At 69.2% G+C, this 23,088-nt stretch carries 22 protein-coding genes and 5 pseudogenes; 11 read left to right on the top strand and 16 right to left on the bottom strand.

Translation table 11 applies throughout. The annotated features are described in order from the left end of the window. Both ACZ4VL_RS27680 and ACZ4VL_RS27675 read right to left on the bottom strand, forming a co-directional pair. A partial coding sequence (locus ACZ4VL_RS27680) for a transposase (protein ID WP_468205007.1) occupies positions 1 to 414 on the bottom strand: 414 nt, incomplete at its 3' end. Between the two features lie 146 nt (positions 415 to 560). Further along, positions 561 to 1,526, bottom strand: a complete 966-nt coding sequence (locus ACZ4VL_RS27675; protein WP_468205005.1) for an alpha/beta hydrolase family protein — start codon at positions 1,524 to 1,526, stop codon at positions 561 to 563. 171 nt (positions 1,527 to 1,697) lie between these two features. Between ACZ4VL_RS27675 and ACZ4VL_RS27670 the strand changes: the two genes are divergently transcribed. Further along, on the top strand, positions 1,698 to 2,285 hold the full coding sequence (locus ACZ4VL_RS27670; protein WP_468205003.1) for a TetR/AcrR family transcriptional regulator: 588 nt from the start codon (positions 1,698 to 1,700) through the stop codon (positions 2,283 to 2,285). On the opposite strand, the pseudogene ACZ4VL_RS27665 reads toward ACZ4VL_RS27670, so the two are convergent. Beyond that, positions 2,231 to 3,211 (bottom strand): annotated as a pseudogene (locus tag ACZ4VL_RS27665) (Mu transposase C-terminal domain-containing protein); the annotation flags it as partial. The gene ACZ4VL_RS27670 and the pseudogene ACZ4VL_RS27665 overlap by 55 nt on opposite strands. Here ACZ4VL_RS27665 and ACZ4VL_RS27660 point away from each other — a divergent pair. Continuing rightward, positions 3,181 to 3,898 (top strand): annotated as a pseudogene (locus ACZ4VL_RS27660) (IS256 family transposase); the annotation flags it as partial. The pseudogenes ACZ4VL_RS27665 and ACZ4VL_RS27660 overlap by 31 nt on opposite strands. A gap of 52 nt (positions 3,899 to 3,950) precedes the next feature. Further along, positions 3,951 to 4,448 carry a hypothetical protein gene (locus ACZ4VL_RS27655; RefSeq protein WP_468205001.1) on the top strand — a complete coding sequence of 166 codons (498 nt, stop codon included), beginning with the start codon at positions 3,951 to 3,953 and terminating at the stop codon, positions 4,446 to 4,448. 243 nt (positions 4,449 to 4,691) lie between these two features. On the opposite strand, the pseudogene ACZ4VL_RS27650 reads toward ACZ4VL_RS27655, so the two are convergent. Beyond that, a pseudogene (locus tag ACZ4VL_RS27650) lies at positions 4,692 to 5,157 on the bottom strand (VOC family protein). A 171-nt stretch (positions 5,158 to 5,328) separates the two neighbouring features. Then, the gene (locus ACZ4VL_RS27645; protein WP_468204999.1) at positions 5,329 to 6,075 is read right to left on the bottom strand and encodes a ZIP family metal transporter; all 747 of its coding nucleotides are present in this window, start codon (positions 6,073 to 6,075) and stop codon (positions 5,329 to 5,331) included. 358 nt (positions 6,076 to 6,433) lie between these two features. On the opposite strand from ACZ4VL_RS27645, the gene ACZ4VL_RS27640 reads away from it, so the two are divergent. The 3 genes from ACZ4VL_RS27640 to ACZ4VL_RS27630 are packed head-to-tail and all read left to right on the top strand — an operon-like array spanning position 6,434 to position 7,559. Further along, positions 6,434 to 6,850, top strand: a complete 417-nt coding sequence (locus ACZ4VL_RS27640) for a phage holin family protein (RefSeq protein ID WP_468204997.1) — start codon at positions 6,434 to 6,436, stop codon at positions 6,848 to 6,850. After that, positions 6,847 to 7,296 carry a DUF3618 domain-containing protein gene (locus tag ACZ4VL_RS27635; protein ID WP_468204996.1) on the top strand — a complete coding sequence of 150 codons (450 nt, stop codon included), beginning with the start codon at positions 6,847 to 6,849 and terminating at the stop codon, positions 7,294 to 7,296. The genes ACZ4VL_RS27640 and ACZ4VL_RS27635 overlap by 4 nt, the downstream gene beginning before the upstream one ends. Next, positions 7,293 to 7,559, top strand: a complete 267-nt coding sequence (locus ACZ4VL_RS27630) for a DUF4235 domain-containing protein (RefSeq protein WP_468204994.1) — start codon at positions 7,293 to 7,295, stop codon at positions 7,557 to 7,559. Before ACZ4VL_RS27635 ends, ACZ4VL_RS27630 begins: the two co-directional genes overlap by 4 nt. A 504-nt stretch (positions 7,560 to 8,063) precedes the next feature. Here ACZ4VL_RS27630 and ACZ4VL_RS27625 read toward each other — a convergent pair. From ACZ4VL_RS27625 to ACZ4VL_RS27605, 5 genes and pseudogenes are all read right to left on the bottom strand, one after another. Beyond that, positions 8,064 to 8,588 (bottom strand): peptidylprolyl isomerase, encoded by a 525-nt coding sequence (locus tag ACZ4VL_RS27625; RefSeq protein WP_468204992.1) that lies wholly within the window; start codon positions 8,586 to 8,588, stop codon positions 8,064 to 8,066. A gap of 558 nt (positions 8,589 to 9,146) precedes the next feature. Further along, complete coding sequence (locus ACZ4VL_RS27620) at positions 9,147 to 9,497, bottom strand: hypothetical protein (protein WP_468204990.1); 351 nt, start codon at positions 9,495 to 9,497, stop codon at positions 9,147 to 9,149. A gap of 585 nt (positions 9,498 to 10,082) precedes the next feature. Next, complete coding sequence (locus ACZ4VL_RS27615) at positions 10,083 to 10,613, bottom strand: RICIN domain-containing protein (protein WP_468204988.1); 531 nt, start codon at positions 10,611 to 10,613, stop codon at positions 10,083 to 10,085. 478 nt (positions 10,614 to 11,091) lie between these two features. Then, positions 11,092 to 11,463: pseudogene (locus ACZ4VL_RS27610) on the bottom strand (transposase); the annotation flags it as partial. A gap of 1,445 nt (positions 11,464 to 12,908) precedes the next feature. Beyond that, positions 12,909 to 13,061, bottom strand: coding sequence for a hypothetical protein (locus ACZ4VL_RS27605; protein WP_468204986.1), 153 nt, complete (start codon positions 13,059 to 13,061; stop codon positions 12,909 to 12,911). Positions 13,062 to 13,361: 300 nt separating this feature from the next. On the opposite strand from ACZ4VL_RS27605, the gene ACZ4VL_RS27600 reads away from it, so the two are divergent. After that, the gene (locus ACZ4VL_RS27600) at positions 13,362 to 14,120 is read left to right on the top strand and encodes a hypothetical protein (RefSeq protein ID WP_468204984.1); all 759 of its coding nucleotides are present in this window, start codon (positions 13,362 to 13,364) and stop codon (positions 14,118 to 14,120) included. A 299-nt stretch (positions 14,121 to 14,419) separates the two neighbouring features. On the opposite strand, the pseudogene ACZ4VL_RS27595 reads toward ACZ4VL_RS27600, so the two are convergent. Continuing rightward, a pseudogene (locus ACZ4VL_RS27595) lies at positions 14,420 to 15,272 on the bottom strand (alpha/beta hydrolase family protein); the annotation flags it as partial. Between the two features lie 23 nt (positions 15,273 to 15,295). Between ACZ4VL_RS27595 and ACZ4VL_RS27590 the strand changes: the two are divergent. Beyond that, complete coding sequence (locus ACZ4VL_RS27590; RefSeq protein WP_468204982.1) at positions 15,296 to 15,793, top strand: TetR/AcrR family transcriptional regulator; 498 nt, start codon at positions 15,296 to 15,298, stop codon at positions 15,791 to 15,793. Between the two features lie 192 nt (positions 15,794 to 15,985). Here the strand turns inward: ACZ4VL_RS27590 and ACZ4VL_RS27585 are convergent, their stop codons facing one another. Together ACZ4VL_RS27585 and ACZ4VL_RS27580 are read right to left on the bottom strand one after the other, a co-directional pair. Then, entirely contained in the window at positions 15,986 to 16,306 is a 321-nt protein-coding gene (locus ACZ4VL_RS27585) for a hypothetical protein (RefSeq protein ID WP_468204981.1), read from the bottom strand. 281 nt (positions 16,307 to 16,587) lie between these two features. Beyond that, entirely contained in the window at positions 16,588 to 16,746 is a 159-nt protein-coding gene (locus ACZ4VL_RS27580) for a hypothetical protein (RefSeq protein WP_468204980.1), read from the bottom strand. A 227-nt stretch (positions 16,747 to 16,973) separates the two neighbouring features. On the opposite strand from ACZ4VL_RS27580, the gene ACZ4VL_RS27575 reads away from it, so the two are divergent. Beyond that, on the top strand, positions 16,974 to 17,993 hold the full coding sequence (locus ACZ4VL_RS27575) for a helix-turn-helix domain-containing protein (protein WP_468204978.1): 1,020 nt from the start codon (positions 16,974 to 16,976) through the stop codon (positions 17,991 to 17,993). Between the two features lie 511 nt (positions 17,994 to 18,504). Next, on the top strand, positions 18,505 to 19,245 hold the full coding sequence (locus tag ACZ4VL_RS27570) for a DUF4241 domain-containing protein (RefSeq protein ID WP_468204976.1): 741 nt from the start codon (positions 18,505 to 18,507) through the stop codon (positions 19,243 to 19,245). A gap of 422 nt (positions 19,246 to 19,667) precedes the next feature. On the opposite strand, the gene ACZ4VL_RS27565 is transcribed toward ACZ4VL_RS27570, so the two are convergent. The 3 genes from ACZ4VL_RS27565 to ACZ4VL_RS27555 form a co-directional block, all read right to left on the bottom strand. Beyond that, on the bottom strand, positions 19,668 to 20,216 hold the full coding sequence (locus ACZ4VL_RS27565; RefSeq protein ID WP_468204974.1) for a hypothetical protein: 549 nt from the start codon (positions 20,214 to 20,216) through the stop codon (positions 19,668 to 19,670). Positions 20,217 to 20,360: 144 nt separating this feature from the next. Continuing rightward, positions 20,361 to 20,753, bottom strand: coding sequence for a hypothetical protein (locus ACZ4VL_RS27560; protein ID WP_468204972.1), 393 nt, complete (start codon positions 20,751 to 20,753; stop codon positions 20,361 to 20,363). Between the two features lie 728 nt (positions 20,754 to 21,481). After that, positions 21,482 to 21,796: a hypothetical protein gene (locus ACZ4VL_RS27555; RefSeq protein ID WP_468204970.1), complete on the bottom strand. Its 315-nt coding sequence runs from the start codon at positions 21,794 to 21,796 to the stop codon at positions 21,482 to 21,484. A 403-nt stretch (positions 21,797 to 22,199) separates the two neighbouring features. Between ACZ4VL_RS27555 and ACZ4VL_RS27550 the strand changes: the two genes are divergently transcribed. Further along, a complete protein-coding gene (locus tag ACZ4VL_RS27550) occupies positions 22,200 to 22,946 on the top strand; it encodes a hypothetical protein (RefSeq protein ID WP_468204968.1) in 747 nt (248 codons plus the stop codon). Positions 22,947 to 23,088: the final 142 nt, after the last annotated feature.

Here is a 23,088-nt window from a genome sequence, read left to right as displayed (position 1 = left end):
CCGGTCCGCCCCCTTTTGCCGGGCCGCTTCCTGCTCCTGCACGGCTTCTTCCAAAGCATCCATGAGGTGCTTGCTGACGCGCATTCCTGCGGCGTCATGGTGGGCGCGGACCGTGGTGGAGTCCACGCTGACCAGCGACAGGTCTGTTCTTCCCGCGCGGGCCCCCTCGGCGATCAGGCCTTCCAGCAGGGCGGTGAAGACACCGGCGTCCCGCCAGACGCGGAAGCGTCCGTAGACGGTGGCCCAGGGGCCGAACTCGGCAGGCATCTCCCGCCACTGGGCACTGGACCGGAACCGCCAGATCACCCCCTCGAACTGCTCCCGCAACCGCTCGGGGTACGGGCCGTACCTACCGATCGGCAGGTATGGCTCGATGAACTTCCACTGGGCATTGGTAAGTTGCCTGCGAGTCACGACCCCAGTCCTACCGGGTCCCACCCCGCGAGGAGGACAGAACCCGGGAACTGATCACGACATCACACAGGCCCTAGGAGACGGCTGTTCCTGAGGACTGCCCGGGAACCGGAACACCCCTGGGTGAAGGGGATCGTGCGGAAGGGTTATTTGGATTCGATCCGTCCCACCGCCTCGGGGCCGGTCGTCAGTGCCTCGCACGCGGTCTGCCAGGTGGGGGCGCCTGGGTGGAGCCGGGTGTGGAGGTAGGCCGCGGTGAGCCGGGCGAGGGCGGCGACTCGCTCCGGGTTCTCGTCCGTGGTCTCGGCGGCGTCGTATCCGGCGATCCCACCGAGTCCGTGCTCCGCGTCGAACAGGGTGAGCAGGGTCTTGGGGCCGGGGGCGAGGGTGTAGGGGTCGGCGTGCCAGGCCGGCCCCATGTCCGTGAAGTGCCGGGAGTCGTCCTCGTCTCCGGCGACGACCAGCGCGGGCGTGGTCATGGTGGAGAAGTCGACGGCCCCGATGACCGGCCACTGCTCGGCCATGGGCCCGTTGAGGACTTCACCGCCCCTGCCGGGTGCGGCGAGCAGTACACCCGCCTTGATCCGGGGCTCGACGAGGTGCACCACGTTCCCGGTGTCGGGGTCGTTGAGTCCGGCGCCCAGCAGGAGGGCGGCGGTGAAGCCGCCGAGCGAGTGTCCGGCGAGGGCGATCTTGGTGTGGTCGATCCGTCCCGCGAGCTGCGGCACGGTGCGCTCGAGCACGTCGAGCCGGTCGAGGATGTGGGTCATGTCCTCGGCGCGGGAGCGCCAGAAGTCGGGTGCGCCGGGTGCGTCGGCGACCAGGTGGCTCAGCGTCCGGGAGGTGAGGTGAGTGGGCTGGACGACGGCGAATCCGTGGGCGGCCCAGAAGTCGGCGAGCGGCGCGTAGCCGTTGAGGGAGGAAAGGTTGTTCGAGGGGCCGTGACCGTGGGAGAGGAGGATGACGGGGAGGCCGGTTCCGGTCGCGGGTGCGGAGACGCGCACCTGGAGGTCCACAGGTCGTCCGGGTACGGGGAGGACGACGGGGCTGAAGGACAGGACTGGGACCGGCGCGCCCAAGGCGTCGGTGCTGGTGGCAGTGGTCGTGCTCATGATGTGGGTTCCCTTTCAATGGCACCTACCGGTCTCCGGCGGACGGCGACGGGCGGCGGACGGGGCAGCGGTCGGGAGCGGCCCGTTTCGGCTAACCTGAAACGGAGCGTCGCTCCATTTACTATCCGGAGCATCGCTCCGTTTTGTCAACCGGCATGGGAGGACTATGTGATGGCCACCGAGAGCCCTACGGGGGAACCGCCGTCCCGAGGCAGGCGGGCCGACGCCCAGCGCAACCGGCAGACGGTGCTCACCGCCGCCGCCGAGGTGTTCGTCACCTCCGGCGTCGACGCGCCGATCCGCCAGATCGCGGCCCGGGCGGGCGTCGGGATGGCCACGATCTACCGCCACTTCCCGACCCGGGCGGATCTCGTCACCGCGGTGTACCGACACCAGATCGAGGCATGCGCCGAAGCCGGGCCGAACCTGCTCGCCGGCGCCGACTCCCCGCTCGACGCACTGCGCCAGTGGATCGACCTCTTCGTCGACTTCCTGGTCACCAAACACGGACTCGCCGACGCCCTGCAGTCCGACGACGACCGCTTCGCCGCGCTGCACACCTACTTTCTCGACCGCCTGTTGCCCATCTGTGCCCGACTGCTCGACGCCGCGGTCGACGCCGGCGACATCAGGCCCGGCGTGCAGCCGTACGAGCTGATGCGCGGCATCGGCAATCTCTGCATCGGCCGCGACAGCGACCCCCGCTACGACCCCCGCCGTTTGATCGAACTGCTCCTCCGGGGCCTACAGCGACCTTGACCGGCTCGGCGCCGACGTTCACTGACAGGGGCCCGCGTGGGCCCCGGCGCTCGCCTCGGCGGGGCCCCTGATGCGGCACCGGCCGGAGTCCTGGCCCAGCACCGCCAACGGCACCGTCCCGGCGCCGCCAGCCGGACCACCGTCGCCCCGAACGCCCCTGCCGTCAGGGTGGCCAGCTCGTCGGCGTCCGCATCGGTGAACCAGCCGGACAACCGGTCCTCCCCCTCGGCCTCGTCGGCGAGGACCAGGTGCGGGTCATCGAGCCGGAACCGGAACGTACGACACTCAGCTCCGACCACGACCAGCGAGGCCGCCGGCGCGGCCACAGGCACCTCGATCTTGTCGTGGGCAAGCGACCACTCGACCACCGCCAGCCGGTCGAACTGCGGATGCACGTCCGTACCGCCGAACGGGGCGGGGAAGTCCAGGTGCCGGCGGCGCCAGCACGCCACCGCGGCCCGGCCCACCCGAGCCATCCGCGCCACCTCCGCCAACAGCACCCAGCCCCGGCCCGGAACAACCGGGTTCAGGGCCGCGAGCGGCGACCGGCTTCCCGGACGGGCCGCGCCCACCGCCCGCCAGTCCACCGAGGGCCGGACGACGGGGAGCAGGGCGACGTCCTCGGCGCTGTTCAGCGGGACGGTCGTGACGCCGCCTTGCCGCTTGTAGTCGATCTCCACTGATCCGACGGGGGACAGCCATCCGAGGCGGCCGGCGATCTGGTCGAAGTCGACTCGGCGGACGCCGAGGCGGCGGGCGGCCTGGTCGCAGACCTCGATCTCGTGGTCGTGGTGGGGCATGTGCCGGATGCGAACATGGCGGCCTGATTGGCCTGCCATCCAGGCGCCCAGGTAGTCCCTTCCGCGCCAGCGCACCCCGTGGCTGCTCAGCTTTCCTCGGGCAGGCGCACTCGTGCGTGCTGGTCCTACTCGGGGTGCGGCTGGACGGCACCAAGGAGTTGATCGCGCTGGCTGAGGAGCTGCGGGAGAGCACCGCGTCGTGGGCCGACCTGCTGCGTGAATGCCGCCGTCGGAGGATGCGCGACCCGGAGCTGGTCGTGGGTGACGGCTCGCGATGGGCCTGTGGAAGGCGCTCGCCGAGATCTTCCCCGGCGCCCGCCACCAACGGTGCTGGGTTCACAAAGCCCGCAATGTCTCGAACGTCCTGCCGAAGTCCAGCACAGCCGGGCGCCACGAAGGCGATGCAGGAGATCTACAACGCTGAGGACCGCGAACACGCCGAGCAGGCGATCGAGGCGTTCGCCAAGACCCCCGGCGCGAAGTTCCCCAAGGCCATTGTGAAGATCACCGAAGACCAGGAAGAACTGCTGGCGTTCTACGACTTCCCGGCCGAGCACTGGATCCACCTGCAGACCACGAACCCGATCAAGTCGACCTTCTCCACCGTCTCTCCGCACGAAGGTCACCCGCGGCGCCGGCAGTCCGGCCGCCGCCCTCGCGATGGTGTTCAAGCCCGCCGAGTCCGCCCAGGCCCGCTGGCGCGCGATCACCGGCGCCCACCTCGTCCCGCTGGTCCGCGCCGAGGCCCGCTTCGGACGCGGTCAGCTCGTAGAACGCCCCCGAAAACCCCGCAGCATGCACGTGTTCAGCTGACACACTGAGGCGAGGCCGAACCGCAGAACCGCACAGAGGACCCAGACGCCCCATGGTGAACCCACTCGACGCTCCCGACGCGGTGGAAGCCGCAGCTGAAGCGCTCGAGGAGCTGCTCGACGACTGCAACCATGTGTCGTCCATAGAGCTGCTCCATGTAGTCCCAGTGGCTGGGACGGCACCCGGTCATGACTGGATGAAGGGTGTCGCTCAAGCCGTGTACGACGCGGGGGCCAGTGGACACCAGGTAGGAACGGGGGTCCACCCGTTCGAGTCACCGTACGCCTGGCGGGACATCCTCCGCCGAGAGGTGACCGACGGGTACATGCAGCCCGCCAAGAAGTGGCCAGACGCCAACGTGCGCACGCCGGTTGAGATCCGGCAGGCAGGCGAACTCGCCGATGGCGTCGCCGACCTCATCGAAGCACATCTGGGGCCCGTCCGAGCCTGCGCCGACGTCTACGGCCCGACGGGCTACATATGGTGGCGGGACTTGCTGCTGGTCACCAGCGACTGGGCCACCATCCTGCATCTCGAGATCTACGACTGACCGAACACGCCCCCGTCCACTGCGCCGCCGCCTCAGCGACCTTCGTCTTCCCCGCCCCCGTCCGCGACGCCGTCAACGCCGCCTTGATCGACGCCCTGCACCTGGCGCTACGGCAGCGCCGCCCTGGTGTCGGCGTACGAGCCGAAGTGGATAGTCGCGTACGGATCCACGTGCAGAGGTGTCAGGTACCCGGTGTTCATGGCCAGGGCCCGATCATGTGCAGGAAGCCTCTTGCGCCTTCGGTCAGCTTCGACACATGCAGAAAGGATGACCAGCCGGATCGGTGAGAACCCGCGCCCTGGTTGCCTCATGAGGTTGGTGGTCAGGCTTGCCCGCGCCCAGGTCCAGCAGCCGCGCCTCGGCGTCGTCCAGATCCACAACGTCAAAGCAGAGGTGCAGTTGCTGGGAACGGTCTGGTCAGGCCAGCACGGAGCCCGGTAGCCATCGAGCCGTTGAAAGCCGAGGAAGAGGCCATCCTCACGGTAAGGGCCGCGAAGTCAGCGTCCGACTGCGGGTGGGGTTCGAGGCCGGTGGCCTGCTGATAGAACGCCGCCAGGGCCAACGGATCAGGGCAGTCGAGTGTGATCGCGGGCCACGCGCCGGCCGCGGGTGACCGCGGCGGCGGGTGGTCACTACCCCTCCGACGTGGCGGCCGGCGCGTTGATGGGCGGCGCGGCCGCGGCCCGGTCGGTACGGCGCCGCGTCTCATGGTGCGCTGCTGGCGATGACCACGCGCGCCGGGGACTGACCGGGGACGTGCCCGGCACGGAGGCGGGGAGCGGGCATTCCTCGTCGGCCCGATCGTGTCCGGGACGTGGGTGGACAGGGAGTCGACGGCCCGGAGAAGGGTGACCCGGCGCTCTCCCGCTCTCCTGAGCACCTACTGGTGCCCGAGGGCGAAGGCCGCCAGGAACCCGGCGACGGTGACCAGACCGGTCAGCAGGTGCACTCGGCTGTAGGCCTCGGGAATCATCGTGTCCGCAATCATCGCGAGGATCGCCCCGCCCGCCACCGCCGTGATCACTGCCATCACCGTCTCGGACGTCCCACCGAGCAGTGCGTAGCCGGCCAACGCCGCCAGTCCGCTGATGACGGCGATGCCGGCCCCCAGGGCGAAGACATAGGTGCGGCTGCGGCCGGCGGCGCGCATGCCGGCGGCGCTGGCCAGCCCCTCGGGCAGGTTGCTGATGAACACCGCCCCCACCGTGGCCGCTCCCAGGTGCCCTCCGCCCAGAAGGCTGGTGCCGATCACCACGGATTCCGGCACCCCGTCCAACAGGGCCCCCAAGGCGATGGCGTTGCCCGATCCGGGCTCCCGGGACTCGGACGGCTGGTGCCGGCCGGAGCGCTTGCGGTGTTGGGCACCGCGCCGCGCAAGGAGGGCGTTCGCCGCCGAGTACGCCCCGGCTCCGCCGATGGCGCCGGCCGCCACCGCTCCCAACCCGGACCGCTCGTACGCCTCGGCGATCAACTCGAATGACACCGCGGCCATCAGCACACCGCTGCCGAACGCCATGACCAGCGCGATCCACCGCGGCGGGACCCGCATGAACGAGCCGACCGCGGCCCCCACCAGCAACGCCGCCCCCGCGAACAGCCCCCACCCACCCGCAACCAGCGCTCCCACCCCGAACCGCCCCTTCCTCACACTGCCGACCGATGCCGCCGCATGTACCCCGTCGAAGGACGTCGACGCCGGCGGCGTGCCGACGGTCAGGAGCCGCCGCACTGTGGTGCGTCCCGTGCCCGAGCGTTCGGACGGATCGGAGCCCACCCGACATCTCGCAATGGTGACGCGGTACGGACCCCTCTCGGACGTGGCGGCCGGCGCGCTGATCGGCGGCGCGGCCGCGCCCCTGGTCTGTACCCGCCCCGTCTCATGGGGCGCTGTCGGTGATGACCATGCCTGCCCGAGGGTGACCGGCAGGTTGCGGGGTATGCGCGCCCCGAGGAGCCCCTGACATGCGGAGGAAGGTGGAGGGTCGATGAGTGTGGTGGGAAGCCGTCCCGGCCACGGCAGTGACGAGTCGGTGGGCGAGCTCGTGAGACGGGCGTCGCAGCAGATCTCGGAACTGGTGCGGGAGGAGATGCAGCTGGCCCGGGCCGAGATGACGCAGAAGGGCAAGCGGTACGGGGTCGGCGGCGGCCTGTTCGGCGGCGCCGTCCTCCTCGGGGTCCTGGCCGCCCAGGCCCTCGTCGCGGCCGCGATCGCGGCGCTCTGGCTGGTCCTGCCCGTGTGGGCGGCGGCCCTGATCATTGGCGCCGTACTGGCGGCCGTGGCCGCGCTGCTGGCCGTGGCCAGCAAGAAACAGGTCGTCCAGGCCGGCAGTCCCGCACCGGACAAGACCATCGACAGCGTCAAGGCCGACATGGCCGAGATCAAGGAGAGGGCACACCGATGAGCCACCAGTCCCAGGACGACGAATCCGCCTCTGTGCCGGCCGCGGAGCAGCTCCGCAACCAGGTCGAGCACACCCGCGTCGAGCTCGGCCAGACCGTGGAGGCGCTGGCGGCCAAGGCCGACGTCAAGGCCCAGGCAAAGGAGAAGACGGCCGAGATCAAGGAGCAGGCCGCCGAACAGATTCGGCACAAGGCGGCCCAGGCAGCGGAGATGATCAAGGACAAGACCCCGGACCCCGTGCTCGACAAGGCGTCCCACGCCGCCGCACAGGTCCGCGACGGCATGACCCACGTCGGCCACCTGGCAGCGGCCAAGGCCCCGGAGCCTGTGCGCGAGAAGGCCGAGGCGGCCGCGAAGACGGCGCGGGCCAACCGCACGCCGCTGTTGGCCGCCGTCGCGGCGCTGGTGGTGTTCCTGCTCGTGCGACGTGGGCGGAGGCGCACATGAAGGCCTCCAAAATCGCGTACCGGCCCGTTGGGCTGGCTCTCGGCGCCCTCAGCGGCCTGCTCGCGGGCGCGGCTTTCAAGCAGGCCTGGAAGGTGTTGGGCCACGACGACGACGCGCCCGATGCCATCGACGAGGACCGCACCTGGCGGGAGGTCCTGATCGCCGCAGCCCTGCAAGGCGCGATCTTCGCCGTCGTCAAGGCCGCCGTCGACAGGGCCGGAGCCGCCACCACCCGACGCCTGACCGGCACCTGGCCAGGCTGACCACCCCGCAGGCAGGTGGTCGTGTGGCAGGACGAGCGCGGGCTTCCCCGTCGGGGAGAGGCGGGATCGGGGTGCCTGTGTGGGACACCAGGTCGGGCGGAGGTGGGGAGGGGGTGGCGTGGCGTCGGCGGATGAGGGCGGAGGCGATCTCTTCGAGGTCGGGGTGGGTGGCGGCGACGGCGCGCAGGACCGCCTCCGCGCCGCCGCGTGGAGCCCACCGGGCACGCCGCCCTCAATCCACCTCGCGGCCGACAGCCGCTGCTGGCCAAACGACACCGGCTGCGGCATGTTGGACCGCCACTCACGATGTCGCAATGCGTGCAACGTCCATGGGCAGCACCGTACGGAGTCCACCGGTTGGGCCTTGAGCGCCTCGCACGGTCCGGGCACAGGGTCCGGAGCCTTCCGCTTCCGCCCCCTGACGTTTCACCCGGCCGGTGGTCCGCCTTGGCCGACCACAGGCGCCAGGCACGCTCGTCGAGGACGTTGCCACGTCGCGGTGCGTCAATGCTCGCAGGACGGCCGGACGCGGAGCAGCTCGGTCCGCAGGACGGGTGTGCCGTCGACCGGTGCCGGGTCCTCCGCGGTCGGCTCGATGCCTCCGGCGGCGACTTTGTCGAGGGTCGTCAGGCCGTCGGCGCCGACCGTGCCGAACACCGTGTAGTTCGGTCGCAGCGCGGAGTCGCCGTAGACGACGAAGAACTGTGAGCCGTTCGTGTTCGGGCCGGCGTTGGCCATCGCCAGCAGGCCGCGCCCGTAGAGGCGGCGTGCGCCGGTCGGGTCGGTGGGTGCGGGCGGCAGGTCCACCGGCAGTTCGTCCTTGTACTTGTATCCGGGCCCGCCCTCACCGGTACCGGTGGGGTCGCCGCACTGCAGGACCTTCAGCGTCGGGTATGCCGTCAGACGGTGGCACACCGTGCGGTCGTAGAACCCATGCCGTGCCAGGTGCAGGAAACTCTGGACCGTGCACGGCGCCTTGGCCCGGTCCAGGTGCAGCGGGAGCGGGCCCTGGCTGGTCGGAACAGCCATGTCAACCGTGCCCCGACTGGGGGTGCGCCGCGGGTCAGGCGGCAGCGGAACAGGGCGTGCCGGCGGCTCGTCCGGGGTGTGGGTGTACTGGCAGGGGCCGTGCGTGGTGCGCGGCGGAGCGCCGTCGGAAGCGGTGGCGACGCTCCCCCCGGACATGACTAACGCCACGGCCGCGAATGCGCTGATCAGTGCTCGTTTCATCTCGCACGCCCTCCCAGTGATCGCCAGGTCTTGGAGCGGTCGCAGTCTAGGGCGTGGGTGTGGTCCGCGGGAGTGGTTAACGGCAGGTGGCTGGCGCGGCCGACCCCGAGGTCCTCGCCCTCCAGCTGACGTCCCTGCTCGACGGAGCCACTGGCGGTGTAGGCGTCACGAACGCATCGGGGCGACCTTCGTCTACGCCGGGATCAACGTCACCACCACGCCCCTGTTCGCCGGTACCCGCGGCGCGCAGCTCGCCAGCCGCGCCACCCTCATCGACTGCGACACCATCCCCGCCCGATGAGGGACCAGCCAGCCCTTCCCCGACCTCACCGCCTTTGGAGGCCTGCCTCGACACGATCACACGGGGCAGAACCGGGACGGATCGGCCGCCGGTACCAGGCGGACCTGATCGGACGGGATCCTAAGTGGGCTGTTCGTTGCGGCGTTCCAGACGGTAATCCTGTCCCCCGTCGTGTTGAAGGAGAGGTACGGGTGGCTGGGGTCAAGCACGCCGCCTTGCTCATTCAGATCGCTGCGGGGCACCGTCGGCTGCAGGCACACCCACCGTGGCCGGGCCCCGTAGTACACGGGCGCAGCCTTGCGCTTCGTGGCCGCCTCCATCGTGTCCTCGGCAGCATCCCTGGCCGACGCGGTGAGCAAGTACGCCCCCAGCACCCCGTAGAACAGCAAGGTCGAAAGCACCGCCATGACGCGCTCGCCCGGGCGCGTCGACGGCCAATGAAGGTGCTTGGCGATACCCCACAGCGCGGGCAGGCCAGGACCAGGCTCAGCAAGCCGATCAGCCTGGCTCCGGAGACCCTCCGCGCCAGAGGGGACACCTCCAGATCATCCAGGGAGAGCATCATCCGGTCCGCGTAAACCCCGTAGCGCTCGACCGCCGCGGGGGGAATGCCCCGGGGGCGGGTCAGTAGCTGATGACGACGACGCCGTCGCTCCCGGGGGCGCTGTCGGGGCCTCCGGCGCCGGCGCCGGCGGACACGGGGCCGGCGCCGCCGGTGCCCGGTGTCCCACCGACGGCGTTGCCGCCGCCGGCCCCGGGGTAGGTGCCGGCGGTGCCGCCCGGACCTCCCGTGGCCGGAACGGCGAGGGCCGGGTTGCCGCCGGATCCTCCCGAGCCGCCCGCGGCCGAGGCTGTGGTCGCGCCGGCCCCGAATCGGCTGGCCCCGGCCCCGCCGCCGCCTCCACCGGCGTCGCCGAGGACGTTCGCGGCGAGCTGGGCAGGCGAGGATGCCGAACCGGCAGCCGTCAGCGGCTACGTCCACGAGGCCAGGATCAGGTCGGCCAGTGCCACTGCGGCGATGCCCACACCTGGTTGGCTCCCTGGTAGCAGCTGTACTGCACGGCTGGGCCGAAGTCCACGAGGCTGTAGTTGAGGATCTCCAGGCACTTTTCGCTGTTCTGGTTGCGCAGCATCATCCGGTTGCTCGGCTGCCCGGGCCCGATGAAGACCTCGACGAGCTCCCACTTCTGGTTGGCTCCGCCGTGGCAGGTGTACTGGGTCACGGTCGCGAAGTCAGCGGTGCTCCAGCCGTACACGTCCAGGCACTTCCCGCTGTTGACGTTGACCAGGTTCTGCCAGTGCCCGCCCGCCGGCTGTATGTACCACTTCTGGTTGTTCCCGCCGTGGCACGTGTACTGGTTGACGTTCGCGAGGTCGGCGGTGCTGGCATACGCCACCTCCAGGCACTTGCCGCTGTTCAGGTTGCCGAAGGTAAAGGTCGTGGTCGCCTCGGCAGGCGTTGCGGCGAGGCATAGGAGGACCGCGGCGGAGATGACTGCGGCAACACGTTTCAGCGAGGGCATTCGAATCACGTTCGGCCTCCGGGACGGCGACGTCGGTGGCGGGTGGTCCCGCTCTCCCGCTCACCAGGTTGGCCTTCGGTGCGAGTCCGATCAATACGAACAAGTTCGTAGCGCCGCAGGAGTTTTGCGCCGAGTGAACTCCTGTGACAGGAGGCCGAGTTCGGTAAGGGCTGCATCGCACATCTCGCCGGGGCCGGCTTTTCACTGGTGGGCTTGCGGCTTCCTCATTGTGGTCCGATGCACCGTGGCGGCGCGCTTCCGTGCCGTCATGAGCGAGCCTTCGCCCAGGGCGAGGACCATCCGGCGTGTGGCATCTGCCCGTCGAAGCGGCTGCCGCGCGAGGCGTTCGTGGTCTATGACCGGCCGTCCTGGGAGTGCCCGTTCGACCCGGCCGACGGCTTCCGCTACACGGCTGATGGCACTCCGCGGCCTGTGTCCACCCGCACAACGTCTTTGGGGCCAGGGCTGACAGGGCGATGCGGTAGCAGATGAGGGTGCAGGCGATGCTGGTGAAGGCGAGGAAGTGGTCGGCCTTGCGTTCGTAGCGGCGATGGAGGCGGCGGCAGCCGGCGAGCCAGGACATCGTCCGTTCGGTGGTCCAGCGGTAACGGCCCAGACGCTGGAATGACTCGATGCCGTTGCGGGCGATGCGGTGGGCGATGCCACGTCCGCGTAACCATCGCCGCAGGTGAACGTAGTCGTAGCCTTTGTCCGCGTGGAGCTTGCCGGGCCTGCGTCGCCTACGCCCGCGGCGCGAGCGGATCGGCGGTATGACGAGGGGCTCGAGGGCCTGGCTGTCGTGCAGGTTTGCGCCCGAAATCCCGATGGACAGGGGCAGACCGGTCCGCTCGGTGATCAAGTACACCACAGCCCCTGCCCCGGCCAGCCAGCTCAATCGACCGCTCACCGGACCATCCTGCGAGGTGCGCCGGTAGCGGACGGGCAGATCGCACGTCTGCGACGCCGCAACCTCGAGCGCAGCTCACCAGTCACGAACTGATTTCCGGCTGTGAGAATTCTGCCGCATACCGATCTGGTGGCTGACGCCTACAGATACACAATGGGTCGGCAGATCATGGGTGAAGTCTTGCGGCACACCTGATACCAGGAAACATACGTTCCGGTCCAGAATTCCCCGCAGGCCCCTGCACTTCCGTCAGGGTCGTCTACGTAGCCTTGGTAGCCGTTGATCTCCGCGAAGAGCACACGGAACCCCTCCCCATTAGCATAGGTGTCGCACGAGTAAACCCGCTTGTTGCCGCCGTTGACCCCTCCATGCCCGCAGATGCTGCGCCCCAAGAAGCCGCAGCCCCCGAGCGCGCGGTCGCTGTCGGCGGCGGCTGTCGGCGCAAGCCACATCCCCACCCCCAGGACGACCGCAAGCATCCCACCCACCCCGGCCCCCCTCTTGCTTCCTCGTATCCGCATGACTCTCTCCCCTACGGTCAGAAGTGGGCGTACCACTACAGTCGCGTGGCCGCAATGAGCCACGCAGGATGCTTCGCAGGCCTCAACGTTCAGCGCGATTTTTGCACGGGGATCTCTCGGGTGAAATCAGCAGAACGGGCCATCCCTTCAGGTGTATTTCGGCCGCTCCGTAACGCACCCGGTATCTTGTTACACGTTTCCTCCCAGCGTCGTGATGCCAGTCCTGCGATCAGACGCCGGGTGCTTCACCCGCCTGGGACGACCGATCCAGCGGTGAAGCGCGACTGCTCCCCGGTCTGGGCCCCCGCCGCTCTGCCGTCTCGCACGCGCACCCGGGGCGGACTGTGACCGACGCCGCCCCGCCGACGCGGCCCCGGCCGGGTGGGCAAGCCGGGTACGGGGGCGGCTTGCCCAGGCTCCCCTTGGGCTTGCCCAGCGTGCGTCGCGGTCAGCTGCGGCGGCGGAGGAAGCCGCGGCTGGGTCTGCACGGCTCCTGGCCGCGGCTGCCCCTGGTCGTCCTCCGGGGGCGGCGGCACGGTGGCTTGGAGGCGAGCGGCTTGTTCGCGGGCGACGTCGTCGGCGTGGCAGGTGCCGCACACGGTCAGGTCCCCAGCCGTCCACGCGCCGCCGCGCGCGGTGGCCTCCTCCCAGCGCTCGTCGGTGGACTTCTGCCCGCACCGGTTGCACACAGGGCGCTGCGCCTCCCGCTCAGCGGCACGGCGCCGTTCCTCCTGGGCGTCGGCGCGGCCGGCCTGGTCGCGGCAGAGGGCGTCACCGTCGGGGGTTGTCGAGCGCGGCCGTCAGCGCCTGCTCGCCCGTCTGTCCCAGCCGCCGCCAGACCGCCGCGCCTGCACCCTCCTTCTGGAGCTACTCCAGGGTGGTGTAGACGACGGGCACCGCCTGAGCGTAGTCGAGGGCGGTGGTCCCCCGGTGGTAGGTCTCGTACCGGCGCGGCACCCAGTAGCGACGGCCGGACTCACCTCGCCCGGCACAGCAGTGATCATGGAGTGCCAGCACCACGCTCTGGCGGTAATCGTTGGGCGGAACATAAAGCAAAGCGCACTCCAGCACCCTTCTGGACCCGCTGGCCGAGAACACGGCGATCGCCGCGTGCGCTCTCGCCGACGCCACAGGCCCCGATCGGTGGCGTACCGACGCCATCGAGGACGCGGCGACCGCTCTGGAGGTGCTCGCTGGGGCGCTGTCCGAGCTCGGCCCAGAAGCAGCTGAGCTCTTCGAAGTCATCCCGGCGCACGACAGAGGGCGTTCCGAGGAGGACGGCTCCTGAAAAACGGGTAGGGAGGTGCCGGGGGTGGGCGCATGCTGGCGGGAATCCTGGTGTTCGGCTGGGTGTGGTGGGCGATCGCGACGCTGCCGCGCAACACGGCCGCGCGCAGGGCCTGGAACACGGGCGTCCTCGGCGCGTCGGTGTTCCTTGTCCTGGTGGCCGGGGCGTACGGCGCGCAGGTCGCCGCGCCCATCGGCCACGACGGGCCCTCGCCTGCGGTGGTCTACATGCTCCAGACCGCGGCCGTCGTCACCCCGGGCGCCGTTGCCGCTCTGGTCCGAGCCGGCAGGCTGGCCCGTGAGCAGCCGGGTGAGGACCGAACGCATAGGGGAAACGGGGCAGATGCCGGGCAGGTGACCGGGCCCGGCCGGAACGTTCCCGTGGCCGTCGAGTTCTTCGCGGCCCCGGACGACCGGGCCGCCGAAACGGGGCCGCCACGAGGGAAGGCGTTTCCCGCGCTGGAGTGCACGGGCTTCGATCCCGGCGAGGCGGTAGGGGACTGGGAGTTTCTCCTCACCGGGGAGACAGCCTCGGAGCTGCGGTCCCTCAGGCCGACGGAGAACAGCGGTTCCACTGTGTTCGAGGTTCCCGACGGGCTGTGCGAGGCGCTGGCGCAGGCGAACCGGCGCCGGCTCGTCGAGGTCGCTGCCGCTTGGGCCGGGCTCGCAGCGGGCCGGGACGAGCACCTTCCCGTCGAAACAGCGGTCGAGACGCTGACGGAGCTCGCCGACCTGGCTCACACGGCAGCGGGTCTTCGGCAGCGGCTGTACTGCTGGTACTTCGTACCCTGACCCCCTTGGCACGCCAGCTCCAGGAGGAGGGCCAGGCCATCGACCCCGAGGACCTGGCCCCCATCTCGCCTTACCTGACACATCCGCCGCTTCGGCGACTACTCCACCCACGAACTCGGTCTTGAGCCCGAGGCGTACGACCGGCACCTGGACGTCGACTTCAGCCCGCTCCGCGGCGACGACTCGCCCGCCCCAGACGGCTACGGCCAAGCCGCCTGATCAGGCGAGCCGGCGACAGCTCGGCTGGGAGCTCACGGGCCAGAAAGCGGGGCCATTTCGTGGAGCCGGCCTGCACGAAGCTAGTTGGATTCGACCCGTCCGAGCGGGTTGGAACCGGCCGTCAACGCGTCGCGGGCTGCCTGCCAGGCGGGGTCCCCGGGGTAGAGCTCGCTGCGCAGGTAGGCCCAGGTCAGCCGGGCGAGGGCGGCGACCCGTTCGGGGTTCTCGTCCGTGGTCTCGGCGACGTCGTATCCGGAGACTCCGCCGAGCCCGTGTTCCGCGTCGAACAGGGTGAGCAGGGACTTGGGGCCCGAGGCGAGGGTGCAGGGGTCGGTGTGCCAGTCCGGACCCTGGACGGTCAGGAAGGCGGAGTCGTCCTTGTCGCCGGCGACGACGAGCGCGGGCGTGTTCATCTGGGAAAAGTCGGTGGTCAGGAAGAAGGAGTAGTTCTCCACCGTGAACTGGGTGAGGGCGTCGCCGCCTCGGCCAGGGGCGGCCAGCAGCCCTCCTGCCTTGATGCGGGGGTCGGCCAGGTTCACTTCGGTTCCGTCGCTCGGATCAGTGAGCCGGGCGCCAAGGAGCAGGCTCGCGGTGTGCCCTCCCAAGGAGCAGGCTCGCGGTGTGCCCTCCCATCGAGTGTCCGGCCACGGCGACCTCGTGCCGGTCCAGGCGCCCGGCGAGCTGCGGAACCGTGGTCTCGACGACGTCGAGCTGGTCGAGGATGTGCTTCATGTCCTCGGCCCGTGAGCGCCGGTGCGGGGTCGCGCCGGAGGCGTGGGGATCCAGGTTCAGCGTCCTTGAGTCCAGGTGGGTGGGCTGGATCACGACGAAGCCGTGCGCAGCCCAGAAGTTGGCGAGGGGCGCGTAGCCCTTCAGCGAGGAGAGGTTGTTCGAGAAGCCGAGACCGTGCGAGAGGAGGATGACCGGCAGTTCGCCCCTGTCACCGGGCCGACGCGGTGCGCAATCAGCAGACGCTGCTCGACGCCGCCGCCGAGGTGTTCGTGACCTCCGGCGTCGACGCGCCGATCCGCCGGATCGCGGCCCGAGCGGGCGTCGGGACAGGGAGCATCTACCGCCACCAGGTCGAGGCGTGCGCCGAGGCCGGCCCGAACCTACTGGCCGAGGCCGGCTCACCGATGGAAGCACTCCGCCAGTGGATCGACCTCTTCGTCGACTTCCTGGTCACCAAGCACGGACTCGCAGGCGCGCTGCAGTCGGACAGCAGCGGCTTCGACGCACTCCACACCTACCTCCTCGACCGCCTGGTCCCCGTCTGCACGCAACTCCTCAGCGCCGCGGTCGACGCCGGCGAAATCCGGCCCAGGACGCACGCCTACGAACTGATGCGCGGGATCGGCAACCTCTGCATCGGACACGACAGCGACCCCCGCTACGACCCCCGCCGATTGATCGAACTACTCCTCCAGGGACTACGACAACCGCAGTCACCCTGATGCCGACTGCACGCGATCCCCTTCGAACCCATAGGCCCCACCCGCGCCCCTGTGGGCGCACTTGCCGAACGGGCCAGAACGAAGCGTCCCGGAACATGTATGCGAACGGGGTCTGGACGCGGGCTGGAAGCGGCTGGCCGAACGCCTCACGGAGGCCGGGCCGACGGCGCGGGTCAGCATCGACGCCGGTGCTCACCGGCGGGTGGTCTCTGGCTGGTCGGGCGCGGCCTCGCCGCCGTCGCCGCAGGCGGGGCCGCAGCCCCACTCGGCGACCACGGTGCCGGTCTCGCGGTAGTGGGCGAGGGCCCGCTCGTTGACGGTGCCGTGGGCGTCGGTGAACCAGATGGCCAGGAGCGCGTCCGCAGCTTCCTGGGCGGCGACCCGATCGATCGGACCATAGCCGTTGTTCTCGACGTGGCGGATGGGCTGGCCGGCGGTCTCTCGGCACAGCGCCGCGCACGCGGGCGTGCCGAGCAGCTCGTGCCAGGCTGCCTCCACGGCCGGGGAGAACATCTCGGCATGGACTGGCCGCCCTTGAGGCGGCCGCTCTTGAGGCGCTGGCCGGTGATGTGAGGAACCGGCGCAGCTCTACTTCGGTGGTGTTCATGATGGTGCCCCTCTCGGTGTCGAGTGGTGCTCGGTCGGCCCGGTGGGCCGGCCGGGTTCTGTACGGCGCTGGGCACCCGGGGATCCTCAAGGCTCGTCTGGGTGTGCGGCGGGTCACAGGGCCTGGGCGGGCCGGCGACTGGCTCAGTGAGTCGGTCCAGGCGCTCGTAGAAGGCATGGAGGAGGGATCACGGGTCTGCGCGCAGCGGACCGTGCCGTTGGGGGGTGGCGGACAGGTCCCGGTCGGACTCGGCGAGGGCGCAGGCTGGGTGATCGGCGGGGAGCCGGTCGGCGCCGTGGCGGACGTCGACGGCGACCGCGTGGAGGGCTCCGGTCAGCTGCAGCACGATCCGCGGGGAGCTCGGGCGATAAGTGGAATTGGTCTCGCCGGCCGTTCCGGCGCGGGGGCGGCGTCTTCCCCCTAGCCTCGAACCGGCAGCTGGGGCCTTGACGGGCGCCGCTTCTCCCTCGCGTACGGACGCCGGAATGGAGCGCGCGCCCGGCGATCTCTTTGCGGGCGCATCACTCAACATGCCAAGATGATCATGACGTTGTTTCTCACACGGGGGGTTCGATGGGGGACGAAGACATACGGGGCCAGTTCTGCCGTCTGGGTCTGACCCGGATACAGGCGGAGATCTACCTCTCTCTGCTCGGTGAGGGCCCCTGCGAGACGGAAGACCTGGCGCTGAGGATGGGTCGCCATCGGCGCGGTCACGAGATCGGTCACCTCCTCTTCGAGTGCCGGGCTCTCGACAGTGACCTGGCACAACTGCGCAAGCTGGGCCTCATCACCACCACGGGAACGGACGGTGGCGAGCACGTGCCCATCGAGCCGTCGATCGCACTGAAGGCCATGGCACACAGCCGGTCGGCCGAGGTGCACCGGGCCCATCTGGCGGCCACGCAGGCCTATCGCGACTACCGACGTTCCGTGACCCCGCAGGGGACGGAGGATCTGATCGAAGTGGTCAAGGGCCCGCATGTCGCAGAACGCATCTGGAACCTCGAGGAGGCAGTCGAGTTCGAGGTCCTACGCTTCGACTCCCCGCCGTACCACACGCACGGCACGGCCAATCCGATCGAGATCGAGAAACTCGGTATCGGCGTCGAGTACCGGGTCGTCTACTCCAAGTCCGCGGTCCAGAACACGGCCTACTACAACGCCAACATCCAGCCCTGCATTGCCGCGGGAGAGCAGGCCAGGGTCCTGCCCACGGTCCCCGTCAAACTGACCATCTACGACCAGCGACTGGCCATCGTCTCGATGTCGTTCGTCGAGTCCGAGGTCAAGGACTATTTGCTGATGGTCCATCCATCCAGTCTGCTGTCGGCGCTGACGGGCCTCTTCGAGACTTCATGGCGCGCCGCGTTGCCCATGCACCTCAACGACCGCGTCCCGTGTGGCCTGCAACCGATCCACCGGCGCATCCTGCAGCTGCTGGCCACCGGAATCACGGACGAGACCATCGCCGAACTCCTCGGCGTCAGCCGCCGCACGCTGTCTCGCCACATCGAGGCGATGAATACCCGCGCTGGCTCGGTGACGCGGTTCCAGATGGCCCTCTACGCGGCGCGCAACGGCTGGATCTGACGCACCGCAGACCTCCGCACACCAGTACGCAAGTTTGCCCATGCGAATATCCCTGGGTTGTGACGGCCTCCACCTGCCACGCCCCCGCAGGTGAAGGCCGCCGTGTACGGGAGATGCGCCTGAACGCTTTGCCAAGGTCCCGGCGTAGTGCCGTGGCGGCACGGCAAGCGGAATTGGTGTTCACGCCACCCTCCTGGCTGCGCTGCGGAACCCACGTCTGCGCCGGTCGTCGGCGGGGGCGGGTGGCTCGACCACGGCAGGCACTGCCCGTACCCGCAGCAAGGGCCTCTTCATGAGCGCAGGAAGTGCCGGATGCCGGATGTAGAGGTTCGCCACCGCGGACGGTGATCGTGGCCCTGGCCGGTGGCCCAGAGCCTCTTACGGTCCCATGCCTAACAAGCTCGTGTGTGGTAGTAGCCGTTGTCGTACCGAGAGGTTCGCTTGGCGGTCGAACGAGGGTTCCCAGTCGGGTGTCAGTGGCACCACGTATGGTCGGCCACGCCGGTTGTTGATGGAGATGCAGGGGTGCGCGATGGCGTGGGTGGGGAATGCACGGTTGACGGCAGGGCCGGAGGAGGCAGGGTTCCTGGACTCGGTCTTCGTGCCCGGCGCACGTCTTGGGGTGCGTGCCGACGACCCTCTGACCTTTGTCGAGGTGGTCGAGGTGGAGGAAGTCACCACGATCCGTGTCCCGAGCGGTCGGTTGATCGTCGACTCTCCATGGTCCGAGGAGCATGGGCGCGAGATTGTGGCCCGCATTCCCCCGGGCACGTACCGCGTCGAGGCTGCTTGGACGGAGGCGCCGTACGAACATGGCGGCGAGTACTTCGACGGACGGGAATGTGCCGCCACCCGCTTGCGCGTCAGTGACGACCCGGTGGTCGTCTGGGAGGCGGGTGTAGGGGTCAACGACGACATCGGGGATGCAGGCGTCGCGACAGCTGGGTTCAACTCCGACAGCGATGCCACGGGAGCCATCGCCGACGCCGAGGCCTGGGAAGCGCTGACAGCGCCATTCCACCACTTCCGACGTGCCACAGCCTCGTGGGGAACGACGCCCGCCCCGGACCGAGACACCGAGGACCTGTGCGACGGCTGGTTCGAGAAGAGCAGCAACGAGGGGTTCAAGGCCGACCTCATCGCGTTCGACGTCCCCGAAGGAGGGGCCCCGGTCTGGATCGGGCGTACTCGGACCGGCACCGTGGCCTCGATCATCGTGCCAGGCCAAATGGCCACGACCCCCCTGGCCTGACCTCGGCGTTTATAGCCGTTGCCGCACCGAGAGATTCGCTTGGCGATCGAACAAACGTTCCCGGTCGGGCGGCCTTCCGGTGGCACGGGCGTAAAGGCAGAGCCTCCTGCACAGCTCGCCTGTTGCCACCAAGACCGTCTTCCGGTCCAGCCCCGTCTCCCGGGGCCACCTCCGACAGGCTGATCGCCCCGACCTCCAACAGGCCACGGAAACGTCGCAGTTCCAACCAACGTTGCGGATCCAAGACCACTGCCGGCCGCCTCCCGCCGCCTCTCACCGACCAAGCAGCAGAGTGCCGAGCAGCACGTCTCACCGCATCAAGCACTGTCCCCTTTTCATCCGTGCGCGGTTGGGGACGTTCACGTGTACGCCGACACCGTAGCCCGGAGAGCGTCATGCGCTGCGAGGTGTGCACCTGGCTGCTACGCGATGCCCGTCGTCACATCACAATGTTGTGCTGGCTGGCGCTTTACGCCACCGGCGGCGGTTTCCGGGTAACCGTAAAGCGCGCCCTTATCGGTCTTGATCCTGTCGCCAGCGTGGAGGCCGTCTTCGTTTCGGATCCAGTGCCTGCCGTCGGCATCGTAGAACTGGATCTCATAGGGCGTCTCGTCTTCCGAATCGCGTACAAGGAGATCGAATTCTCGGAGGTCCTTGGCGAAGGAGCCTGGGGGAAAGGTCAGGCGGGTACACGGTGGCAACGCGTCAAATCCGATGACGACGATCTCTCGTTTGGTGAAGTTGCTCCGGGTTGACTCATTGAAGACCAGGTCGACACCGGTGACCGGATCGAGTGAGCGGTTCACGACAACCAATGCATCGCGGCCACCGATATTCTCGTTCCAGAAGCCGATCCGGCCTGCCTGGGACCGGCGATTCTGCTCCAAATGCTGGAGGGCGGCGTTCACGCTGAACCAGGTGACGATTCCCGTGAACACCAGGCCCAGCGCCGCGGCAATGGCCGACACCATGGTCCCCCACGATGACAGCCAGGCAGCCCTATGCGCGACGTGCTCGCTACCGTGCGGTTCACTCATCACGGTGGACCGGCTGATCCAGCGGATAGGCCCAAGGGGTGGCCGCGTACCTTCTCCGTCCATGCATGTTGTCCATCATCACCGGTCAGAGCACTCTACGCAGAGTCTCAGGACGGGGTCGGCAATGCGTTCTCCCGCTTCGGCGGCGAGGCCGGCTGCTTCGCGGGCGAGGGCGGTGACGACCTGTTGCTGCTGGTGGGAGAGCGTGCGCAGCTGGGCGCTGTCGAGGCCGCGGTGCGCGTGCCACAGCTCGCCGCCAAGCGTGATCAGGGATTCGGCCTCTTGGGGGTGGGTGCGGGAAAGGAGGTTCGCCGCCCACACGGCGAGAGTCGGTTTCCGAAGTGCTGCGATGCGATGCGCGGCGGCGGCGTCCTTGTCCCGGCGGGCCTGGGCCGCGTACGCGTCGCGGGCCGCGATGAACTCCGCCGGCCGCAACCCGTACAGCTCCGCGATCACCGCGTCCACATCCATGACCCCACCATGCGCCCGCCGGGGTTCGTTACACGGTCAGGCACGCTGCGGACCATCGCCGCCGCCTACACCGCATGCCCGCCCACGCCGTAGGAAGCCGCTCAAGCCCAGCTCGGGCCGCTTCGCAGCTGCCACGCCCTGGACCGCTCACCCCTGGGGCCGCAGCCGGGCCCGCCCCGAGCCGGGGCACGTCCTCGGCCGTGACGTCCAGGCGCAGGCGCTTGAAGCGCAGCGGGCGCCGGAAGATTCCGCCGCGGTCCACGGCCCGGTCTGCGCTGACCTCCGCCACCACCTGCGGGTGGACCAGACTCCAAGACGTAGCGGCTCTCCCACGCCGGGCCGGAACAGGCACTCGCCTCACGCACCGGATCCCGGTGCGCACCCCTCCCGGTACACCTCGTCCGCGGTGCGGGATGCGGCGATCAGGTAGAAGCACTGCCGTCGGCGTTCCAGGCGTGGCACCGGGCACCATTGTGAACACCCACCCCGCTGACCAGGCAAGTCTCACCCGACAACTGATCCTCACTACCTGTCCAATCCGAACAGGACTCCATCCCCAACTCAACAGCCCGCAGAACCTGGAGGCCCCGCTATACCGCCCAGGCCGTGGACACCGAAAGGAGAATCGCCCTGAACAGCGGCGCGAAAGCTCCCAATGTGTGAGCCCGGCCGCATTGAGGTCGACCGGGCTCGGTAGTCACACCTTGTACGGAGGCGAAGGGCGGCGGCTACCAACTCTGCCACGTCGGGGCGGGGTAGCGGGGTGCGCGCCGCTTGCGGGCTTCGAGCCCGAGAAATGTGGCTCCCGAGGCGAGGGTCGCGAGGAACGACATCAACATGGCCAACGGCAGCAGGACGCTGGCGGGTTCCCCCAGGCCCAGCCACAGCGCCGCCGTACCCATCGCCAGGACCACCAGCCACGAAACCCTCGCCGTGAGCGACAGCTTGCCGCTGACCGCGACGAAGGCGTACCCGACGAGCAGGCCCGGCGCGACGGCCACTATCAGGCCCAGGAACAAGAAGACGAGCAAGGCGATGATCATGTCGTACCGACCTCCGGATCTCATGGCCAACTCGCGCCGAAGACAGGCCGATCTACGTCCCCCGCTTTGGCAGGCCCTTCCAAACGCCATGCTGTCAGATTTTCTGAACACGTTCAACGCGGCTCGTGGACGGTGTCCACGAAGGCGCGGCCGGGTGGTCTCGCCGGCCTTCGGCCAGAAGAACCCGTACTCGACGGGAGGGCGTCGCTGAAGGGGACCCAGGCGATGTCGGGGCGACCGTAGTAGCGCTCCGCACACTCGCTCGTGCGGGGAGACACCCTTGCCGACGCCCATGAGGTTCACCTTCGCCGCCGGCCTGCGGACCTCTCGCAAACAGACCTCACCGACGGCGCCGGGGCGCTACAAGTAGAGCTGGCCCAGACGACGGGGAAGGGGGAAGACGATGGAGGTCTTGCAGTGGGGGGTGCGGGCGCTGATCGTCGTGGCGGTACTCGTCGGCTGGCACCGCTACCGCTACCCGGGGGGCTGGGGTCCCGCCTTCAGCCGCATCTACGCACCCGAACGCAGGGAACTGGCACAAGCCCGCCGGCGCCTCACAGCCCGGGCCGTTCGGGCATGGTTCCAGCGGACCGCCGTCCAACTCCGCCTCAGCTCCGCCCAGGTCGCCCACCGTCGCCGCGTCACCGCAGCGGAACAGGCCCTGCGCAAAGCCCAGAGTCCTGGCAGCGGTCCGGTGGTGGGCAATCTCGGCACCCTGATCCTGCACCAGCACACGCTCTCGATCGGTGAGGATGAGGAGCTGCCACTGGCCGGCCTCACCGTGCGGATCCATCACGGCTCCAAAAGCCACCACCTGATCGTGACCGAGCCAGACGGGCACGTCTATCACGTTCCGCTGTCGCAAAGCGAGCACGAGGAAAACGCTGTGCACGCCTTCGTCACGCTCATCACGAACGCCGCACGCCTTGACGCGGTCTTCCAGGCAAGCCTGGAAGACCGCGTGAAGGCAGCCCAGGCAGCACTGGCCGAAGCTGAAGCCGACACCACACAGGAAGACGCCGTCCGCACCGAGCTCCACGACATAACACAACAGCACCAGCTCGACCCGGAGCAGGCAGCCGCACTCGCCAGACTCAAAGCAGCCCGCCAGAAGTGGAAAGACGTCACAGGTCGACTCCCCGCAAGGTGATCGGGCAGCCGCCATTCGCATATTGATCAGAAACTCAAAGGGTTCTCTCCGAGGCTGTAACGAATGTGCGGGCCGTGGAAATAACCGCGGACGATGTGCGGCTGGCGCTGACGGCGGTGGAAGAACCGTCGTGCTCGCTGGC

The organism is Streptomyces sp. NPDC029014 (assembly GCF_055564695.1).
Note: the sequence above shows the minus strand (reverse complement) of the source record. Positions and strands in the feature narration are given on the sequence as shown.

Bases quoted from the DNA above. Each gene is read 5' to 3' on its own strand.
- ACZ4VL_RS27630 (WP_468204994.1), top strand. From the start codon at position 7,293: ATGAAGGCCTCCAAAATCGCGTACCGGCCCGTTGGGCTGGCTCTCGGC.
- ACZ4VL_RS27640 (WP_468204997.1), top strand. From the start codon at position 6,434: ATGAGTGTGGTGGGAAGCCGTCCCGGCCACGGCAGTGACGAGTCGGTG.
- ACZ4VL_RS27615 (WP_468204988.1), bottom strand. From the start codon at position 10,613: ATGCCCTCGCTGAAACGTGTTGCCGCAGTCATCTCCGCCGCGGTCCTC.
- ACZ4VL_RS27570 (WP_468204976.1), top strand. From the start codon at position 18,505: ATGGAGATGCAGGGGTGCGCGATGGCGTGGGTGGGGAATGCACGGTTG.
- ACZ4VL_RS27560 (WP_468204972.1), bottom strand. From the start codon at position 20,753: ATGGATGTGGACGCGGTGATCGCGGAGCTGTACGGGTTGCGGCCGGCG.
- ACZ4VL_RS27550 (WP_468204968.1), top strand. From the start codon at position 22,200: ATGGAGGTCTTGCAGTGGGGGGTGCGGGCGCTGATCGTCGTGGCGGTA.
- ACZ4VL_RS27585 (WP_468204981.1), bottom strand. From the start codon at position 16,306: ATGTTCTCCCCGGCCGTGGAGGCAGCCTGGCACGAGCTGCTCGGCACG.
- ACZ4VL_RS27655 (WP_468205001.1), top strand. From the start codon at position 3,951: ATGGTGAACCCACTCGACGCTCCCGACGCGGTGGAAGCCGCAGCTGAA.
- ACZ4VL_RS27625 (WP_468204992.1), bottom strand. From the start codon at position 8,588: ATGGCTGTTCCGACCAGCCAGGGCCCGCTCCCGCTGCACCTGGACCGG.
- ACZ4VL_RS27675 (WP_468205005.1), bottom strand. From the start codon at position 1,526: ATGAGCACGACCACTGCCACCAGCACCGACGCCTTGGGCGCGCCGGTC.
- ACZ4VL_RS27635 (WP_468204996.1), top strand. From the start codon at position 6,847: ATGAGCCACCAGTCCCAGGACGACGAATCCGCCTCTGTGCCGGCCGCG.
- ACZ4VL_RS27565 (WP_468204974.1), bottom strand. From the start codon at position 20,216: ATGGTGTCGGCCATTGCCGCGGCGCTGGGCCTGGTGTTCACGGGAATC.
- ACZ4VL_RS27670 (WP_468205003.1), top strand. From the start codon at position 1,698: ATGGCCACCGAGAGCCCTACGGGGGAACCGCCGTCCCGAGGCAGGCGG.
- ACZ4VL_RS27575 (WP_468204978.1), top strand. From the start codon at position 16,974: ATGGGGGACGAAGACATACGGGGCCAGTTCTGCCGTCTGGGTCTGACC.
- ACZ4VL_RS27555 (WP_468204970.1), bottom strand. From the start codon at position 21,796: ATGATCATCGCCTTGCTCGTCTTCTTGTTCCTGGGCCTGATAGTGGCC.
- ACZ4VL_RS27600 (WP_468204984.1), top strand. From the start codon at position 13,362: ATGCTGGCGGGAATCCTGGTGTTCGGCTGGGTGTGGTGGGCGATCGCG.
- ACZ4VL_RS27620 (WP_468204990.1), bottom strand. From the start codon at position 9,497: ATGGCGGTGCTTTCGACCTTGCTGTTCTACGGGGTGCTGGGGGCGTAC.